The following is an 18,700-nucleotide window of genomic DNA, read 5'->3' as shown; positions in this document are numbered from 1 at the left end:
CATAATTCTCAATCATTACTAATCCATACATTAACAACATCCCAACATGCGCTAATGGTGAGGCCTTTTCTAAAGCAATGATTCCAAATTTTCTTACTAGCTAAATGATCTATAGAAACTATTTGATAAAATTTATAGAAGATGTAATCAAGTTTTTCACTCTAAGAATATGAATCTAAAATTATTTAATAACATAAAAGAGGACCAGTAAGTAGTGTTTTCTTTTAGTAAACGTGACTTCGCAAGTCTAGTTTTTATAGCATTTGTTGGAATAATCCTTTTCTTTTGGGGGCTTGGAGCTACTGGATTGATAGACGAAACACCCGCAAAATTTGCTGCGGCAGGACGTTCAATGAGTGTATCCGGAAATTGGCTAACACCCATTTCCAATGGAATACCGAGATTTGATAAACCACCTCTAATTTATTGGTTAATGGGATTGATTTATTCAATACCTAATCAATCTTCCTGGGATCCTTTAGGATCTTTTGCAGCTCGATTTCCCTCGGCTGTTTCTTCACTCTTATTGATGACAATCTTAGGAGAGACATTGTTGAGATGGCCTCAAAAGAAAAATATTAATCAAAGAAGAACTGCTGTATTAACTGCTCTTGCATTTGCTCTTTCTCCATTTGTAATGATATGGAGTCGTACGGCAGTATCAGATGCTTTACTCTGCGGGACATTTGGTTTGAGCATGCTTTTGCAATGGCGTTGTTATGTAAAACCTAGACAAAATTCATGGGTTTATGGATGGATAATTTTAGGTTTATCGATACTTGCCAAAGGTCCAGTAGCAATAGTACTAATGATGTTTTCACTATTTCTCTTTGGACTCTTTCAAAATGATTTTAGTCGATTAAGAAGTCATATAAAGCCTGGCTATGGACTTTTAGTTGCGATTATTATAAGTATGCCATGGTTCATTATTGAATATATTTTAGAAGGGAATAAATTTCTCAAAAGTTTTTTTGGATATCACAATTTTCAAAGATACACAAGCATTGTAAATTCACATCAAGAAGGAATTTTCTTTTTTGTTTTAATGTTAATCATAGCCTCCTTACCTTTTACTCCTCTTTTAATTCTGGGGATTATCCAAGGCACAAAAGAGATAAAAAGAAATTTCCTCAAGCAGACTCTTCAACCATCTAATTCCTTATTGATTTTCTCCATATCTTGGCTTTTATCTGTCTTTATATTCTTTACTTTATCCGGCACGAAACTTCCAAGTTATTGGCTACCTGCAATACCAGCAGCTGCAATAATTATAGGACAGGCTGAAAATTTCGAGATTAATCAAGGCAACAATAAAAGTAAATTATTTAATACTTGTTGGTGGCTATCTATTTTATTATTGTTTTTGATCTCTATTGTATTTTTATTGCCAGTATTGATACCTAATTTGAGTTTTCTAAATAAGATAAATGATAATGAAATGAATAATTTATCAACCCAACTTATTAACAGTGGAATATTAACAAGAGGGGGAATATCTTTATTGGTTTCCGGGATCCTAGGGATTATCTCGAAAAAATCATTAAAAATTAATTTATTAAGCCTTCAAATTCCAATTATATTCTTTCAATTACTAGCTATTAATCCTTTATTTAAATTAATCGATTTTAATAGGCAGTTACCATTAAGAGAAGCATCTAAGTTTATAACTAGTTCAAGAAAGACTAATGAGGCAATTGCAATGGTTGGAATCAAAAAACCATCTATTCACTTTTATACAAATGAGGTAATTTTATATGAATCCAATACAAATGTTAATGTAATAAATTTATCAGAAAGGTTATATCTTGAAAAAAGAATCGGATGGGAAAGATATCAAATGGGGGATCCTAAAGCCTCAGAAAGCCTATTAATTCTAATAGACAATGCGACTTCAAAATTAAGTCATTGGGAATTGCTTGATCCAGAAAAATTGGGTAGATTTGGAATTTATAATGTATGGCGTGTTGACATATCAAGGCTGCAATATATAGCTGATAAGTTTAAAAGAGAAAATAATCTAAAATCCTCATGGACAGAATACGATCCTGAAAGATATTAGCCATGATTAGCTAAATCAACAATTAAAGTATTAAAAAGATTTATTAGATTTTAATATTTTAAAAAAGAATTTGTTATTGATTTAGCCATGATTTCTGATATTCCTTCAACAGTCCTACTTCCATAAATTTGTTGGTTTTCATTTTCATTTAAAAATTCAACTTGACGATTTCTCTCTAACAAATTAAGAATCAATTTGCAGGTTGAAAGCATATATTTGTCCTCTTGAACTGACCCATCAGCACAAAACACACTAGGACCTAGTAACCTTCTCTGTGCTTCAGCAAAGGATGCATTAAACTGCGGGCCTTTTCCTTCTATCTGAACAATTAACTTGCCAAGAAGCGCTGCTTGTTCACTAGCAGTTCCAGCCATACTAATTAAAACATTACTGCTTTGAACAACTTTGACAAATGAATCCCTATAAACATTAACGATTGAATGATTTTTTATTATTTTCAATGGATGGTCTTTGTTAGTTGGAAAACACAATCTCCATCCATCCAAAGTTATTATATTTTTTAAAGAATAGTCATCCAATGCGTGGACCAATGCAACATCAAAACTTATATCAGTATTTTCACCCTTTAAATTCGTGACATTTTCAATAACTTTAAGGATTAGACATAAATTCTCACCTACTTCAGGCATTCTGCTGCCAGGCAATATTCCCAAACGCTTATTATGTTTTGGTAAACTTTGATGTCTAGTCAAAAATGGGTCCATAAAAGGGTTGCCAATAAATTCAACTTTGCCAAATATTTTTTTTTTCAAATCATCTGCAGTAAGTTTATCTCTCGTATAAACTTTTAAAAATTTATCGCTAGACAAACAATCTAAACAAGGCCAAGGTAACTTTAACTTTCCTTCATAATAACTTGAATAAGCGACCAGATAAGTTATCACCGGCAATCTTGTCAACCATGCTACCGTAACGGGGAGCACATCCCCTACGACAACCAACAAATCATATTTAGATGAAATCAAAAATAAAAGGTAAATTCGCTTTATTAAATAAATGATCTGCCCTTGGATTAATTCAAGAATTCGACCTTTCAGACTTGTATATCCCATTCCACCTGTACTAAATGTTTTAGTCTTTCCAAGGACTTTTATCCCTGCCTTCAAGTAAGATTCACCATTGCCAACAAGGGGTAAGGCCTTTACTTCATGTCCAAGCTTCTTAAATGCCTCTCCCATAAGAGACCCTGAAAGGTCTTCTCCGTGCCCATTACTAAGGAAAAGGATTTTTGACAATTAAAAACTAAAATGTCTGATAAACTAGTAAATCAATATTAGACTCAAAACAACTAAACTGAAGTAAAGAAACTATTTGGTACTAGAATTTTGAAATAAAGTATTATTCTTCTAAATTTAATATTAGACAAAAAAAATTAAGCTATATTAGTATAATAACATATTTAATGTAGCTTTATAAATTACTAATAAGTTAAATACTCTATGAAAGGTAGTAAGAATTTATAATAAGGTTAAAATATTAAAAGCCTAATATGATCTCAATTCTTAAGTACCTAAATCCATTTACAAACAGCAAGCCGAAAATCATTTACACAAGTTGGGGAAATATTGAGCCTAATGTAGATATTTTCCCTATCGTTTATCTATTATTTATTTACGGTTTTATATATATATTTCCTTATGGCAGAGACGTCGTAGGTATGAGCTGGTTTGATTGGTTTAGAAGCGAAGATGGACCTTTAGAGTGGATCCAGTTTATAGGATATTTTGTAGGTTTTTTATGTTCAAGTCTCATCCTTTTTAAACGCAGAAGAATAGGAATTAATAAAAGATGGATAGCTTGGATGATTTTAGCTTTGGTTTGTTTTTTTGTCGCTGGAGAAGAAATAAGCTGGGGAGAGCGTATAACCGGGATAGGAATAGATTCTATTAGAGCAATAAATAGTCAAGGTGAGACCAGCATTCATAATATTCACTTTTTTCATCATTATCTATTAGATCCATCTTTCGAGATTTCTTGTCTCTTTCTTGGATGGATTGGTTGGAGAGCATGGCCCTCAATTGATGCTTTCCCTTCAAAAAGATATAGTCTTTATTTCCTATTTGTAGCTTTATTTTATTTCTATTTTGACATCTCTCAGGCATCGACAATAAGTCAAATTCGCAATGATCAGGAAATTTTTGAGGTACTAATGTCTCTTGGTCTAGCTTCTCATTGCTGGAATAAAGCATTTCAAAAATGACAGAAAGAGACTAAGAATCTATCTTTATAATGAGTAGATAATTAAAATGAAAATACAAATTTAATATTATGATTTAATTTACAACTCTTTTAAATAATATAGGAATAAAATATATATATATAAATATATAAAAAGAATTAGTAAATTATTAAAACAACTATATCGTGTCTTTAAGAGCATTATGACACGTGCTATAAAGCGTGATTTTCACTAACAATCCAATGATTCACTTGTTTTTTTATTAGTAACGCTATTTGTCCCATCTGCGATAACACACAAGTTTTTCTTAACATCATTAGCAATTAAAACATCAGTAAAATCGGCGCCATCAATAATAACGTTTTCGAATTTAGCATTATAAGCAAAAGCACCTTCTAACACACTATTGGAAAGGTTTGCGCCATTAAGGATGGCCGCATCCATTGTCACATCTCTCATATTTGTATTACTTAAGTTAGCGTTTTCAAGCTTTGCATCAAAAAAGCTAGCTCCTTGAAGATCACTGCCTGAAAAGTCAGCATCTTGGAGATCACTTAAATAAAAAGTGGCCCCTTTTAGATCAATGTTGGAAAAATCAGCGCCTATCAAGGTTTGCTTTCCATAGTCCAAAGCTGCAAAAACTGGAAGAGAACAATAGAAAACCAAGAATGAGCTTACAAAAACAAGAAGAAGTTTAAACATAAATTTCTTAAAACTACTGTTGATTATATTTTAATTCCAAATGGATATAAAAGATATCAATATTGAATTTAATATTTATTAGATAAAAAAATAATTCTACACTCTCTCTTAAACCTTAGCAAGAAATATTTACTTTGCATTTATTTGAAGTCAATCTAATCATCTTAATCCCTATATTATATAATTTTTAAATTATATAATAAAAATATTACATACTAGAGTTGTTATAGTGCCAACAAAAAAGATATAACTTAATAAAAATTTCTTACTATCTAGCAAAATTTATTTATTTTAATATATATTTTCTATATAAAGAAAAATTTATTAGCTAAATTTACCAAATCTAAAATATCAAATTCCCCATAAATGATTAACAATCCATATGAAGTCGTAATTATTGGTTCTGGTGCAACCGGAGGTATGGCTGCTTTAACAATGGCTAAGGCAGGAATAAGAGTATTAGTAATTGAAAGAGGGCCTGAACTTGAAATAAAGAGAGCAAACGGAACAGAGCCTTGCAATATGATTCGGAGACTAATAGGAGTTACAACCGGCAATTATCAAAACCAACCTCAACATCCAGGTTTTTGGAAATCAAATCCATTGTTATATGCCAACAAAAAAGCAAACCCATACACCCACCCACCGAGAGCTCCTTTCATGTGGACTCAAGGAAATCAAGTGGGAGGAAGAAGTCTTACATGGGGAGGAATAACTTTAAGATTAGCCAAAGAAGATTTTGAAGCCTCAAAAGAGAAAGAATACAATCTTGAGTGGCCTATTAGTTATAAAGATCTTGAGAAACATTACTCAGATGTAGAGAATTTTCTAGGGGTATTTGGAAATAAAGACGATCTAAATCAACTGCCTAATGGTGAATATATTGGCAAACTTCCATTCACAAAAAGCGAAGAACGATTCGCTTCCAATATAAAAGAAAAATTAAATCTTCCTTTTATACATTCTAGAGGGTTTGGGGCCAATGAAGATAAAACGAAATGGCCCAAATATAGTAGTCTAGGTAGTACATTAAAAGAAGCAATTAAATTAGAAAAAGTAGAATTACTATCAAATCATATTGTAGAGAAATTAGTATTAAATAAGGATAGAAAGTCTGCAAAGAGTGTTATTGTTGTCAACCAAAGGAATGGAGAAAGAAGTGAAATAGAAAGTAAATTAATCATATTATGTTCATCAACAATCCAAACAATTAGAATTCTACTAAGTTCCGAAGAGAGCAATAATCACAATGGTCTAATAGATCCATCTCAATCATTGGGAAAGAACTTAATGGATCACATATCAACTTGTAGATTTTTTACTGTCCCAATTGATAAGAATTTAAAAAATTATCCTAACAAACATCACAAAGATCTTTTAACAGGCGCTGGTAGCTTCTTTATTCCAATAGGCAGAGGAAAATCAATAAAAAAAAGCTTTGTTGGAGGATATGGGATCTGGGGAGGAATCGATAGATTTGAACCACCAGAATTCTTAAAAAAATACAATAATACCAAAACAGGATTTCTTATTGGTCACGGTGAAGTACTACCTAATATTAATAACACTGTTTCTCTTTCAAAAAGCACAGATCAATACGATATTGCTATTCCACACATATCCATAGTTTGGCGTGAAAATGAAAAACAAATGGTCAAAGAAATGAATAGAATGATTGAACTAATTATCAATTCTGGCAATGGAACCATTATCCCAGCAAATGAAATAGTAAATATTCCTTTTGCTAAACAAATTTTAAATAAATCTGTTGCCGTTAATAAGGATGCACCACCTCCGGGTTACTACATCCATGAGGTAGGAGGTGCACCGATGGGAGATAACAAAGAGAAGAGTGTTGTAGACAATTGGAATCGTCTCTGGGAATGCCGAAATGTATTAGTAGTTGACGGAGCTTGCTGGCCAACTTCTTCTTGGCAAAGCCCAACCTTAACTATGATGGCAATAACTAAAAGAGCTTGTGAACAGGCAATTTTTGATTTCAAAGGTTAAAAATATCATTTAAGTATTTTTCAGTAACAGCCCTATCTTCAGAACCATTTTGAAAAAGAAAATTTGCGATGGCTGAGCTAATTAGCTTGGACTGATCCCACTTCTCATTTCCATTAATAAAATCCTTCATGCCAATATATAGAGCTTCAGGCACTTCAGCCTCAAGACTTATAGACATAAGGTCCAATTCATTTTCACAACATTTAACCTTATCTGTTTTTATTTCTTCTACACGGGTTTCAATTTGATTAAACTCCATTTCCTTTTAAAAAATTCAACATATATGAGATAAGGATCTTAAATTTTCAATAAAACGTCAAAGATAAAGAAAAGCTATACAAAGAAAACGAGACAGAGTTAGACTCATTTATCAAAAAGGTTTTTCGAGGAATAATCTCAAAACAAATAGGTTTATCTATTTAACGTATCTAAGTGTAAATGACTATTAAAATTTTCAATGAATCCCACAAGTCCTTCATTAAAGCTAGGGTCTTAGTATTTTGCAGTGGAAAACTACACACTTGCTGTGGAAATTACTTGGGGAAAAGAGCTGAAAGTAAACATTAAAAAAACATATAGATAACGAGTCCATTGCGTCGCAGCTAAGAAAGAGACAAATGAGTCTTCAATTTAAACCTATTTTTTTTATATTTGGCTTTTATTTAAAGAGCGAAGCGTGACAGGGCCTAAAGGATGCTGAGCGTGTGGATAAGGAAAATGTTCGTGTGAGTGCTCGTGTGTTTTATTCTCTGAGAAATTTATTTTCTTATTTTTGCCCTCATCACCGAAATTAGGTTGCATATCTAGACAGCCTTCAACATGATCATGATGACTTTTCTGCTCATATCCAACCTCACTCTCAAAGCCTAGTAAATTCGAACGGTATTTACATAAGGCGCAATTCATAGAATTTTCTCCACTCAAAACTTCTTGAATTCTCTCTATGAAGGTATCAATAACCAAATCTTGATCTGATAGGTAACTTGCATTTAGAAACTGTACGTCAGGATTATCATTTGAAACTTTTAGAGAGTGAACTCTAACTCGACTTACCAAAACTCCAGAAAAAAGGAAATAAGGTAAAAGAATTACTCTTTTAAAACCCAATTTAAGAGCATGTCTCAAACCAGGTTCAACAAGAGGAAATGTTACTCCTGAAAAAACGGTTTCACCCCATCCAAACCCAAAACCTTCCACAAGCATCCTTGTGATTTTACAAACATTTGAATTAGCATCTGGATCCGAGGAACCTCTCCCGGCTACAACAAGCAATGTTTGAGAAAGAGGGAAAATTGGATTACTGTCAATTGTTTCTCTAAGTCTTGCGCCTGCTGCTCCAATCATTAACGAATTTAGGCCAAGCTCCCTGCCGTATTGAATAGGAATTCCACTTTCAGCAGAATATCTATTTAAGACTGCAGGGATATCATTTTTAGTATGTCCAGCAGCAAATAACATTGCTGGCAAAGCAATTATTCTTTTTATTCCCATATTTCTAAGTTGATCTAACGCTTCACTGATGATCGGACGATTAAACTCTAGGAAACCAAAAACAACAGGGATATCAGGTATTCTGGCTTTTATTTTGTCTACAACATTAATAAACTCTTTTATTGCTTGAGAATCTCTACTCCCATGCCCGCATAAAACAATCCCAATATCAGATGGATATTGGTATTTAATTAAAGCTGAGGAAACCAAAATGAATTAGCAAAAGACTACTTAAATTGATTATGTTTTATAAAATATAATCAATTTAAGAAACTCATTATAGAAAAAGGAGAAAATTATTAAAGATTTAATATCACTACAAAATCAAAATTCCAATGACAGTGATGTCCTTGGCGTTTTTGAAACTGTCAACGCAGAATTATTCCAATCCCTAAAAGGATTTGAACAAAAGTCCAATCCTTTTTTAGTTTCTAGTGGAGGTACTACAAGTAGAGCTGCAGCAGATAAACATTGGATATTAGATCTAAGGAAGAACTACCAAAACATTTCTTTCGATCTAGATAAAAAGCATGTAGAAATTGAAGCTGGAGTAACTATGGGCGAGTTATCCGGTTTTTTAAAAAATCATAGTAGAAGTTTTCCAATTGGTTTATCAGGGAAGACAGGAATAGGATATGTTTTGACAGGTGGAATAAGTCCACTTAGTAGAAGCAGAGGATTAGCAATTGATCAGATCGTTGAAATTAAAGGGTTTTGGGGAAATGGGAAGGAGTTTCATTTATTTCAACCAAACACACAAAAAGAATCATTCTTCGAATGGAAAGCCCTTTGCGGAGCCGCTATATTTCTTGGAATAATCACAAAAGTCAAACTAAAGACTCAGCCATTAAGACCACTATTAAGTTGGACAGCAAATCTTTCATTTGCTCAGCTATCAGAATGTATTAATCAAGCCGAGAGTTGGCCTAATTCACTTAGCTTTCAATGGATTTGTGGAGATGACATTTTTGCTCATGCAATTGGTGAAGTTATAAATGCTGATGATGAGTTCATCTTAATTAAGCTATTAGAGAAATTGCCATACTCGCGAAATAGAATAATTAATAAAGTAAACGATATGAATTCTTTACCAAATCTAAGCTTAGGAGAGACTAAAAATAATAATTCAAAGCACTCTGAAGTATTAGGTTTACTTGGTCCTGCTTGGCAAAAGAATAATTCAAAAGTATTAAAAATTATTCGTGACATAATAAATAAAAGGCCTAACAAAAGTTGTTATTTAGCTTCTCAACAATTGGGAGGCATCACACATATTAATAATAAAGATACTTCATTTATTCATCGTGAAGCGACATGGAAACCTTGGATTAATGGAGCTTGGGATGCCTTCGATAAATCAAAAAGAAAAAGAACGCTCGAATGGATGGAGGAGGCTTGGAATAACCTAGAATTCATATGCCCTGGTGTCCATCTTGCTCAAATACACCCTCACTTAGATTGGCATCAAAGAGAATTATCCTCAGCATTCAAAGAATGGCTTCCGACATTACAAGAAATTAAAGGGATTTATGATCCAAGAAATTTAATGCCCCCTTTAAAATAGTTCACTATGTTTATCGAATATAATCACTTACCTAACAAAGTTAATAAAGTCAAATACTTAGGCTTACACGTTGATAACAGAACCACAACCATTGTTGAAATAATAAGTTTCTATGTGATCGCCACGAAGTGTTTGATTTAGTCAAATCAAAGTTTTCTGGAGGAGGGACATCACCTCTTTTTTTATCTCTTTCCATCTCAGATTTCAATCGATCAACATTATATTCTGGATGCCCTAAATGCATTAATTGCCTTTGGTCAGGTGTTTCAAAAATTGTATAACCTACTTTTTCCCCATGGGCCAATAATCTAAGCTTGCCATTCTTTTCTGCTTTTTCCATTTCAATATCTGACAAGCCAGCATGTCTACTTTGTGGGCAAAGGAACTCATCATCTTGTGTACCCATTAAAGAATGGCCAGGCACAAGACTCCTCATTGGATATACACCAAATAGCTTTTTATTAAAATTATTTTTCTCAACTCCAGCCATATATGCCATTGCGAAACCAGCCCAACATAAACCTAGGGTACTTGCACATTTTAATTTTGATTCCTCGATTAGACTTACTAATTCTTTCCAATAATTAACCTTTTCGAAAGGGAGATGCTCCACAGGAGCTCCAGTAATAATCAAGCCATCGAGAGGCATTGGAGACATTGCCTCCTCCCAATAGACGTATAAGTTTTTTAGATGTTCTAAATCCCATGTTTTATATGAATGGGATTTTAACCTTATCCAAATAGGTTCTATTTGCAGAGGAGACAGTCCCAAGGGGTGCAATAAATTAAATTCATATTGTTTTCCCAATGGCATAATATTTAATATCCCAATCCTAAGAGGTCTAATATCCTGCCTTTCTGCTAGTTCGGGCTCAATCCATGAAATATGATTTTTTTCAATTGAGGATATTTTATGATAACTACGTGGAAGTATTAAAGCCATATCTATATAACCACTTTGAAGTCAAATTAAATTTAAGGCCTGCTCAAAGTCATCTAAAATATCGTCAATGTGTTCAATTCCAACTGATACTCTTACCATAGTAGGAGTAACACCTGCAGACAACTGTTCCTCAGGAGATAATTGTTGATGAGTTGTTGAAGCAGGATGAATTACTAATGTTTTAGCATCGCCTACATTTGCTAAATGACTAGAAAGTTTCAAAGAATTTATAAAAGTTACAGCATCATCAAAGCCACCTTTCAGAGAGAAAACCAACATGGAACCTTTTCCTCTATTAGTCGTATAAGTAGAAGCTCTTGAATGGTATTTGTCGGTAGGTAATCCTGGATAACTAACATTATCAACTTTTGAATGATCATCTAACCACTTAGCCAATGAAAGAGCATTAGAACAATGTCTTTCTATTCTTAAACTTAAAGTTTCTAATCCTTGAAGTAATAAAAAAGAATTAAAAGGACTAATTGCAGGCCCCCAATCTCTTAACCCCTCAAGCCGGGCTCTTAAAGCAAAAGCAATATTTCGATCGGCAGGGACTCCAAGCATTCCGCAAATATCACTACCAAATCCAAAAGCATCCCAATGAACTAAACCATGATAAGCCGCACTGGGTTGACTCATTAAAGGGTATTTTCCATTTCCCCAATCAAAAGTTCCTGCGTCAACAATTACGCCTCCAAGGCTAGTGCCATGACCTCCTATCCATTTTGTAGCACTTTGAACAACCACATCAGCCCCATGCTCAATTGGACGGATCAAAGCCCCAGCAGCTCCAAGTGTGTTATCAACAATTAAAGGTATGTTTTTCGATTTTGCTAATTTCGAAAGTCCCTCAAAATCAGGGATGTTAAATCTAGGATTCCCCATTGATTCCACATAAATTGCTTTTGTAGATGAATCAATTTGCTCTTCAAAGCTCTGGGCATCATCCCCATCAGCAAACTTGACATTAATTCCTAAGCGTGGGAATTGGACTTTAAATTGGTTATAACTACCTCCATACAAAAACGAAGTTGATACAAAACTATCTCCAGCAGTGAGAAAATTGGTAATTGCGATAAATTGTGCAGACTGTCCCGATGCTGTAGCTAAAGCAGCTACTCCTCCCTCAAGAGCAGCAATTCTTTTCTCAAAAACATCAGTTGTAGGATTCATCAAACGGGTATAAATATTTCCGAATTCCTTTAAGCCGAATAAGTTCGCACCATGATCAACATCGTTAAAAACATATGAACTTGTCTGATAGATAGGAACCGCCCTTGAGTTGGTAGCAGGATCTGGCACTTGACCTGCATGCAATTGAAGCGTTTCAAAACGTTGGGAAGTCAAAGAATTAATAATCTCTTTTTTCTTTTTAGCCACATAAGTCGAAAAATGCCTACTTAATTAATCCAATCATTAGGAGGTAAAGATTTATCCGAGTCAGCTAGTGACGGTAAATTATCTTTAATAAATGTCAAAAGTTTTTCATTCACTATTTTACGAAATTCAAGAACACTTGCTCTATCAAGAATTTGATAATCTTGATTGCCTTCATAATCACCATCTCGAAGAGATCTCCAACTAGCATTTTCACCACTTGATTTTGCACTAGCCAAAGCACCTTGAAAATCAAATTGTTTGGTGATAAATGAGTCTTTATATATTTCCAAAGCTGTTTTGACTAAATCCTCTCTAATAGGACCTATTAATTTAGCTTTTATAGTATCTGGTAAGCCTAGTACTGGCTCAAAATAATCAATAACACGGAGTTCCTCTTCTAGAAAAATTGGCCAAATCCCTCTCATACCCTCATCAAGATCTTCATTTAACTCAAAATTATTCATTTCATTCAAGAAAAACTGAATCCAACAATAATATGACTTTTCCTTGAGAGGTTTTTTAACTGAAACTTTGTTTTTAGAAATTTCAGGTAATAAAGATTCTGCTTTTCTCAGAAACAATCTATCTTCTCTCTCTAAATTGATAGAGCCCCACCTTTGTCTGTAATCCCATAATTCAATATATTTATACAAATCTTCCTGATTCCAACCTAACTGTTTAAGCTCATCAGCCCTATGGGTTAATTCCTTTGTCACAAGAAAAAATAGATATCAATTTTACTTTAGTGACAAGATGGGGTATGTGAAAACCCTAAACAATTTTTTGTACATCTGAGACAAAAGTTTGGTTTGAGAAAATCCCAATTTCATGAAGTAAATTTGACAAAATAGGAATTTGAGCAACGAAACTTGAAAGTAATCTGTATTGAACCTCTGCTCTATATAGATTTTGAGTTTGGTATTTTATTTTAAAGTAGGTATTTGATTGCAAAAAGTCGTTCAAGAATCTAATTGTTAGTTCAATTATGATCAAATAAATAAATTCAGGAAGGAATTCAAAATAGTGATTACCGTTTTGATTTGATACTGAGAAATATCCTTCAAGAAAATACTCACAAGCATTAATATCAAAGCATACATTCTCTATATTTTCTGGATCTCCGCCTGCTAGATTACAAATTGACCGAACACAGTCAGCCAAATCAGTAAGAAGATAACCAGAAGAGACAGTATCTAGATCAATCAAAGAAACAACATATTTTGAGTTAATATCAAAAAGAAAATTACTAAGTTTAGGATCACCATGTATAACGGTAGGGTCTATTGATTTTTTCTCTATAGATCTTAGGATTGAACTAGCATATAATATGTGATTAGATAGACTAAAAACTAATCTTTGAACCCTTTTATTTACTTTATAATCTAACTTGAGAAAGTTATAATCTTTAAGACTTATCATATACTGATCTATATAGTACTTAGTATTATGGAAATTTTTTATACTCATTCCTAATTTTGAAGAATCCAGATCAGAGCAATTTATATGAAACTTAGCAAGACCAAGACCAGCTTGATAAGCCATTTTTTTATCTTCTAAAGTATCTAAGCTATAAGTATCATCTATATATAACATTGCTCGCCAAAATTCAGAACCAAATTGGAACGCTAGAAGGTTATTAGCTCTACAACTAATCAAGGCTGGAACTTCCCATCTTTGACAATCAAAGTCAAGATGATTTTTATTAATACTTTTTCTAATGTGATCTGTTATTAATTTATGATTCATATTAACTATCTCATGCGATTCAAATATATTACTTAGGCACTGCAAAATAAATTTAGACTTTACCCCATCTATAGAATGATGAATAATATAGGTTTTATTGATAAGACCAAAATCTATCAAATCTATCTTTAACACTTTACTATTATTAAAAAAATTATTTGTAATCAGTTTTATTTTTTGAAAATCCATAGAATTTAGTTTATAAATCTTTTTCAATTAAGTTTGTTTGAATATAATCAATGACCTTGTTATAAGTCGCCTTATTTTGTACCTTAAATGGATCATAAAAATCAATCGAATTCAAATCAGAAAATAGTCGACTCTCATCATTAAGGGACTTATTTATAAAATCAATAGAAGTTTTCAAATGGAAATTATCTAGAGAATCAGATATCTTCTTACTATGAAATGACTTAACGGATTCTTGACAATAGTTAGTTAATTCAGGACTCTTTGTCATGACAGTAAAAATATCTTTTTTAATCCCAGGAGGTCCCATAATACACATATATAAAAGATTTATCATTGAAGAATTACTTAAAGGTATTTCATATTTCCTCAAGATATGTGGCCAATAATTTAAAGAATTTATTCCTTCTAAAGCTCCGCGTTTAAGACCAGATTTTTCGCACCATTCTATAAACTCATCTACCCCGTTTGGACATCTTTTTAACTCAATCATCCTCTCAGCAAGGACCTCACCAGCCTGAAAGTTCCTTGTTGGATTACCACTTACAGGCAACATCATGCTCCCTCTGACATCAGCGACCATGGCTGTCAACTGACTAAAAGTATGATCTCTTACCGGGACGAAGTCTCCATCCTTAAGGAAGGATGCATCTATACGTTGGACGATATATCCAAGCTCTGTAATTGGAAAAGGTTGTTTTGTATATAACTTCTCTCTATCAGCGCGACGCATAGAAACATAAGCACCCTGATCTAGGCATTGATCTAATAAAAGGGTTAATAAAGTTGGAAGCAATCCAGGATTATTTTTATGAAAAACATGACCGAAACCCGCTAAAATAGAAGATATATTTTTAGCAGCTTTTATATATTGACCTTCGACGTTATGAACACCTGCAGAAACTTGGATATTTGGGGAAATTTTATTTAATAATTTTGAACCTAATATTGCATTCATAGCATCTGGATGACAAAAATTAGCAGTAAAACTATCTAATGGGTTTCGAAGAGCGCCGTGTCGATGGAAGCCAGAAAAGAAAGCTAAATTGTTGATTTTTTCACACAATACAAAAGATTCATTCTTTTCTTCATCGTGACAAAATGATCCCACCAGGCATGCAATTAAAACATTATCTCGATTAAGCTTTTTTCTAAGCTTAAATGCTAAGTCAACATCGTTTATTATATGCTTACTATTTGAGCCTAAAACAACCAATTCACAGTTAATTATTAAATCTTCAAGTGTATTATATTTTCCAGAATTATCAACATTGGAAACTGCCATATATTCAATTTTAGATTTTATACCGTTATCCATTTCTGAAAGATCAACATCAGAAAAAGCCCCAAAGAGCTCTCTTCCTTCTCTAGGAGCCAAAAGAATGTTTAATCCTTGATTATGCAATGCACAGTTATAGGCAAGAGAGGCAGGATATAAACCAACGCTATAAAATCCAACTTTTCCGTTCAAAACCTCACTAATTCTTTTAGCTATTGGCTCACTTGAATAAGGTTCAGTAAAGAAGCTATTAGTTAAATTCTTCTCAAACACAGTTTATTTGCATTCAATTGCATTATATACAAAAAAAAGAATTTTTTTTTTTAAAAAGTTTTTATAATACTAAATATATATCTATATACTTATTTAAGGATAAGAACTACAAGAAAGAGTATATTTATTTGAAATATACTAAATAAGATTTTAAAGCTTCTTTTATGAATATTCGTAAAACAAAAGAAGAAATTATCAACACAATAACAAATGAAGAAAATATTCTAATAGTTCAGGATCTGGACGGGGTATGTATACCCCTTGTTCAAGACCCTCTAAAAAGAGAGATCGAAAAAGAATATGTGGAGGACGTTTCAAAATTAAGAGAGAAGTTTTCAGTACTTACTTGTGGCGAGCATGGAGGTAGAAGAGGTGTTAATCGTCTAGTAGAAAAGGCACTTAATTCAAGAACAGAAGCAAAAGCAAATGGCTTATACTTACCAGGACTTGCGGCCTGTGGAGTTGAGTTTCAAGATAGATTTAGCAATTCATCCTATCCAGGGCTTAATGATAATGAGATTGATTTTTTAACAAAAGTGCCAAAGATTATGCGATTAATGTTAACTAATGAACTAAATAAATTTTTACCAAATCTTTCAAATGACTTAAGAACTAAATTAATTGATGTAGCTGTATGTGATACACGTTTCACTCCCACTCTTAATTTCAACGAAATCTTTACCTTGGTTAAAAATGATTTAAAAAAAGTAAAAAGTTTGCAATTTGTTATGGAGAAAATAATGAATAGTTTACTAGAAGATTCTAAAAGTATTGGATTAGAAAACTCTTTTCATCTGCATTTAATGCCAAACTTAGGGGTAAAAAATGGAAAAGAAATTATGAAATATGCGTCTCAAAATGATTTCGGAACTACAGATATACAATTTATTATCAAGGGTGCAATAAAAGAGGCAGGTCTTTTATTGTTATTAAATAAATATATTTCAAACAAAACAGGTGTCTATCCTTTTGGCGCAAGTTTCAATGTTAGAAAGGCTCCAAAGACACTTAATAAATTAATAGACCTATGCAGAGATAAAATTCCTCGTGATCAAATGCCTCTGCTAGTAGGTGTTGGCGATACAGTTACTTCCTTTAAAGATGTTAAAAAAAATTCATGGCTAAGAGGTGGAAGTGACAGAGGCTTCTTAACCTTGATACAACGGCTAGGAGAATCATATAAGAAAGATAATCAAGTTATATTTGTCAACAGCTGTAATGATCAAGTATCAAGACCAAGAGTTAATGGAACTGACATGAAAGGCATCAGTGACCCTAATGATGATTTAAAATTTAATATGGTTATCAATGATGGGCCACAGGAATATATAAAATGGTTTAGACAATTAGCTAGCAAATTCTAGATTATTAATAAAATATTTTCACAAAATAAAAATTTAAACTATAATGTAAATAGATATTAATCATATATATATATTTATGGAAATAATTAAAACAAAGTTCCCAAAAATCAAAAGAGATAATCTCGATACTTTACAAATAAATATAGGATATAAATGTAATCAAGCTTGTAGTCATTGTCACGTTGATGCCAGCCCAAGCAGGACAGAAATGATGAGTGATGATATCATAGAACTTATACCGAAAGTTATAAAAGCTAATAACATTAAGCTATTAGACATTACCGGAGGAGCGCCCGAGCTGCATCCTAAATTTAAACAATTAGTAAAAGAAGTTCGTAGTCTTAATGTTGAAATAATGGACAGATGTAATTTAACAATACTTACAGAACCAGGCCATGAAAACTTAGCAAGTTTTTTAGCATCAAATAAAGTTCAAATAACAGCATCCCTTCCTTGTTATCTCGAAGAAAATGTTGACAAACAAAGGGGAAAAGGTGTTTTTAAAAAAAGTATATTAGGTCTTAAACAACTTAATTCTTATGGATACGGTATTAAAGATAGTGATCTAGTTTTGAATCTTGTTTATAATCCCAGCGGCCCACAACTTCCACCATCACAAATAGAACTAGAAGATACTTATAGAAGAGAACTTAAAGAAAGGTACGGTATTTATTTTTCAAATTTATTTGTTTTAGCGAATATGCCAATTAATAGATACGAAAAATACTTACAACTAATTGGGAAACTAAACGAATATAATAAATTACTTAAAGATAATCATAACCCCGTCAACCTTGGTTCAGTAATGTGTAGGACAACATTGAGTGTTGATTGGGAAGGTTATCTATATGATTGTGATTTCAACCAACAACTTGGGATGAAAAGAGATGGTGAAATAAAGCACTTGGTTGATCTATTAATTCCATTGGTTTCCTTGAAGAACAATCCTATTTCAATAGGAAATCATTGTTTTGGCTGTACTGCTGGAGCTGGTTCTAGTTGTGGAGGAGAATTAACTTAAAAAAGGTTTATTTGTTATGACATATCGGACATAATGCTCTTACATTTAGCGATGATTCTAATAATTTAAATCCAAATTTTTTAGCTGCTGCTTTACCAGCATTAATAACTTCATTATTTTCAAACTCTTCTGTCCTGCCACAGCGAATACAAATCAAATGATGATGATCGGGATGATCGTGACTAAGCAATTCAAACCTATTTCCTCCCTCACTTAAATCAAGTTCATTAAGAAAAGTCATCTTGACTAAGAGTCTTAAAGTTCTGTAAATAGTCGCAAGAGAAACTTTTTCCCCAGAAATTGTCAGTTTGGAATGCACCTCCTCCGCGCTGAGATGTATTCCGGAGCCGATCTCCTCAAATAAAGAAAGAACTTTTTTCCTTTGAGGAGTCATTCTTTTACCATCTGATCGAAGACCCGATTCAAAAGGAGAAGGATGAGTACGATAAGAAGAAGGTGAAATCAATATAAGCTTTAGT

General features: G+C 32.7%; 16 protein-coding genes. 6 read left to right on the top strand and 10 right to left on the bottom strand.

Annotation, left to right across the window (positions count from 1 at the left end; translation table 11 throughout):
• The first annotated feature begins 214 nt into the window (after positions 1-214).
• Positions 215-2,059, top strand: coding sequence for an ArnT family glycosyltransferase (locus tag AC6EI2_RS00465; RefSeq protein WP_498462484.1), 1,845 nt, complete (start codon positions 215-217; stop codon positions 2,057-2,059).
• 50 nt (positions 2,060-2,109) lie between these two features.
• On the opposite strand, the gene AC6EI2_RS00460 is transcribed toward AC6EI2_RS00465, so the two are convergent.
• Entirely contained in the window at positions 2,110-3,315 is a 1,206-nt protein-coding gene (locus tag AC6EI2_RS00460; RefSeq protein ID WP_498462483.1) for a lipid-A-disaccharide synthase-related protein, read from the bottom strand.
• A gap of 254 nt (positions 3,316-3,569) precedes the next feature.
• Here AC6EI2_RS00460 and AC6EI2_RS00455 point away from each other — a divergent pair, with 254 nt between their 5' ends.
• A complete protein-coding gene (locus AC6EI2_RS00455) occupies positions 3,570-4,280 on the top strand; it encodes a pectate lyase (protein ID WP_498462482.1) in 711 nt (236 codons plus the stop codon).
• Positions 4,281-4,490: 210 nt separating this feature from the next.
• Here AC6EI2_RS00455 and AC6EI2_RS00450 read toward each other — a convergent pair whose 3' ends face one another.
• Positions 4,491-4,961 carry a pentapeptide repeat-containing protein gene (locus AC6EI2_RS00450; protein WP_498462481.1) on the bottom strand — a complete coding sequence of 157 codons (471 nt, stop codon included), beginning with the start codon at positions 4,959-4,961 and terminating at the stop codon, positions 4,491-4,493.
• 366 nt (positions 4,962-5,327) lie between these two features.
• Between AC6EI2_RS00450 and AC6EI2_RS00445 the strand changes: the two genes are divergently transcribed.
• Entirely contained in the window at positions 5,328-6,971 is a 1,644-nt protein-coding gene (locus AC6EI2_RS00445) for a GMC oxidoreductase (protein WP_498462480.1), read from the top strand.
• On the opposite strand, the gene AC6EI2_RS00440 is transcribed toward AC6EI2_RS00445, so the two are convergent.
• Both AC6EI2_RS00440 and AC6EI2_RS00435 read right to left on the bottom strand, forming a co-directional pair.
• Positions 6,961-7,230: a DUF2811 domain-containing protein gene (locus AC6EI2_RS00440; RefSeq protein WP_498462479.1), complete on the bottom strand. Its 270-nt coding sequence runs from the start codon at positions 7,228-7,230 to the stop codon at positions 6,961-6,963. The two genes, AC6EI2_RS00445 and AC6EI2_RS00440, sit on opposite strands and share 11 nt — an antisense overlap.
• Positions 7,231-7,616: 386 nt before the next feature.
• On the bottom strand, positions 7,617-8,672 hold the full coding sequence (locus AC6EI2_RS00435; RefSeq protein ID WP_498462478.1) for a sirohydrochlorin chelatase: 1,056 nt from the start codon (positions 8,670-8,672) through the stop codon (positions 7,617-7,619).
• A gap of 85 nt (positions 8,673-8,757) precedes the next feature.
• On the opposite strand from AC6EI2_RS00435, the gene AC6EI2_RS00430 reads away from it, so the two are divergent.
• The gene (locus AC6EI2_RS00430) at positions 8,758-10,026 is read left to right on the top strand and encodes an FAD-binding protein (protein ID WP_498463502.1); all 1,269 of its coding nucleotides are present in this window, start codon (positions 8,758-8,760) and stop codon (positions 10,024-10,026) included.
• Positions 10,027-10,075: 49 nt separating this feature from the next.
• On the opposite strand, the gene AC6EI2_RS00425 is transcribed toward AC6EI2_RS00430, so the two are convergent.
• The 5 genes from AC6EI2_RS00425 to AC6EI2_RS00405 are packed head-to-tail and all read right to left on the bottom strand — an operon-like array spanning position 10,076 to position 15,836.
• On the bottom strand, positions 10,076-10,969 hold the full coding sequence (locus AC6EI2_RS00425) for a homoserine O-succinyltransferase (RefSeq protein WP_498462477.1): 894 nt from the start codon (positions 10,967-10,969) through the stop codon (positions 10,076-10,078).
• A 21-nt stretch (positions 10,970-10,990) separates the two neighbouring features.
• Complete coding sequence (locus AC6EI2_RS00420; protein ID WP_498463501.1) at positions 10,991-12,316, bottom strand: O-acetylhomoserine aminocarboxypropyltransferase/cysteine synthase family protein; 1,326 nt, start codon at positions 12,314-12,316, stop codon at positions 10,991-10,993.
• 53 nt (positions 12,317-12,369) lie between these two features.
• Complete coding sequence (locus AC6EI2_RS00415; RefSeq protein ID WP_498462476.1) at positions 12,370-13,065, bottom strand: hypothetical protein; 696 nt, start codon at positions 13,063-13,065, stop codon at positions 12,370-12,372.
• Positions 13,066-13,120: 55 nt separating this feature from the next.
• Positions 13,121-14,284, bottom strand: coding sequence for a phosphotransferase (locus tag AC6EI2_RS00410; protein ID WP_498462475.1), 1,164 nt, complete (start codon positions 14,282-14,284; stop codon positions 13,121-13,123).
• 10 nt (positions 14,285-14,294) lie between these two features.
• Positions 14,295-15,836, bottom strand: a complete 1,542-nt coding sequence (locus AC6EI2_RS00405) for a DUF8648 domain-containing protein (protein ID WP_498462474.1) — start codon at positions 15,834-15,836, stop codon at positions 14,295-14,297.
• Between the two features lie 164 nt (positions 15,837-16,000).
• Here AC6EI2_RS00405 and stpA point away from each other — a divergent pair, with 164 nt between their 5' ends.
• The gene (gene stpA / locus AC6EI2_RS00400; RefSeq protein ID WP_498462473.1) at positions 16,001-17,200 is read left to right on the top strand and encodes a glucosylglycerol 3-phosphatase; all 1,200 of its coding nucleotides are present in this window, start codon (positions 16,001-16,003) and stop codon (positions 17,198-17,200) included.
• A gap of 76 nt (positions 17,201-17,276) precedes the next feature.
• Entirely contained in the window at positions 17,277-18,221 is a 945-nt protein-coding gene (gene arsS / locus AC6EI2_RS00395) for an arsenosugar biosynthesis radical SAM (seleno)protein ArsS (RefSeq protein WP_498462472.1), read from the top strand.
• Between the two features lie 7 nt (positions 18,222-18,228).
• Here the strand turns inward: arsS and AC6EI2_RS00390 are convergent, their stop codons facing one another.
• Positions 18,229-18,684 (bottom strand): Fur family transcriptional regulator, encoded by a 456-nt coding sequence (locus AC6EI2_RS00390; RefSeq protein ID WP_498463500.1) that lies wholly within the window; start codon positions 18,682-18,684, stop codon positions 18,229-18,231.
• Positions 18,685-18,700 lie beyond the last annotated feature (16 nt).

Source organism: Prochlorococcus sp. MIT2302, assembly GCF_059772385.1.
Note: the sequence above shows the minus strand (reverse complement) of the source record. Positions and strands in the feature narration are given on the sequence as shown.

Coding starts and splice junctions, on each gene's coding strand:
- AC6EI2_RS00410 (WP_498462475.1), bottom strand. CDS start 14,284: ATGGATTTTCAAAAAATAAAACTGATTACAAATAATTTTTTTAATAAT.
- AC6EI2_RS00425 (WP_498462477.1), bottom strand. CDS start 10,969: ATGGCTTTAATACTTCCACGTAGTTATCATAAAATATCCTCAATTGAA.
- AC6EI2_RS00440 (WP_498462479.1), bottom strand. CDS start 7,230: ATGGAGTTTAATCAAATTGAAACCCGTGTAGAAGAAATAAAAACAGAT.
- stpA (WP_498462473.1), top strand. CDS start 16,001: ATGAATATTCGTAAAACAAAAGAAGAAATTATCAACACAATAACAAAT.
- AC6EI2_RS00455 (WP_498462482.1), top strand. CDS start 3,570: ATGATCTCAATTCTTAAGTACCTAAATCCATTTACAAACAGCAAGCCG.
- AC6EI2_RS00445 (WP_498462480.1), top strand. CDS start 5,328: ATGATTAACAATCCATATGAAGTCGTAATTATTGGTTCTGGTGCAACC.
- AC6EI2_RS00450 (WP_498462481.1), bottom strand. CDS start 4,961: ATGTTTAAACTTCTTCTTGTTTTTGTAAGCTCATTCTTGGTTTTCTAT.
- arsS (WP_498462472.1), top strand. CDS start 17,277: ATGGAAATAATTAAAACAAAGTTCCCAAAAATCAAAAGAGATAATCTC.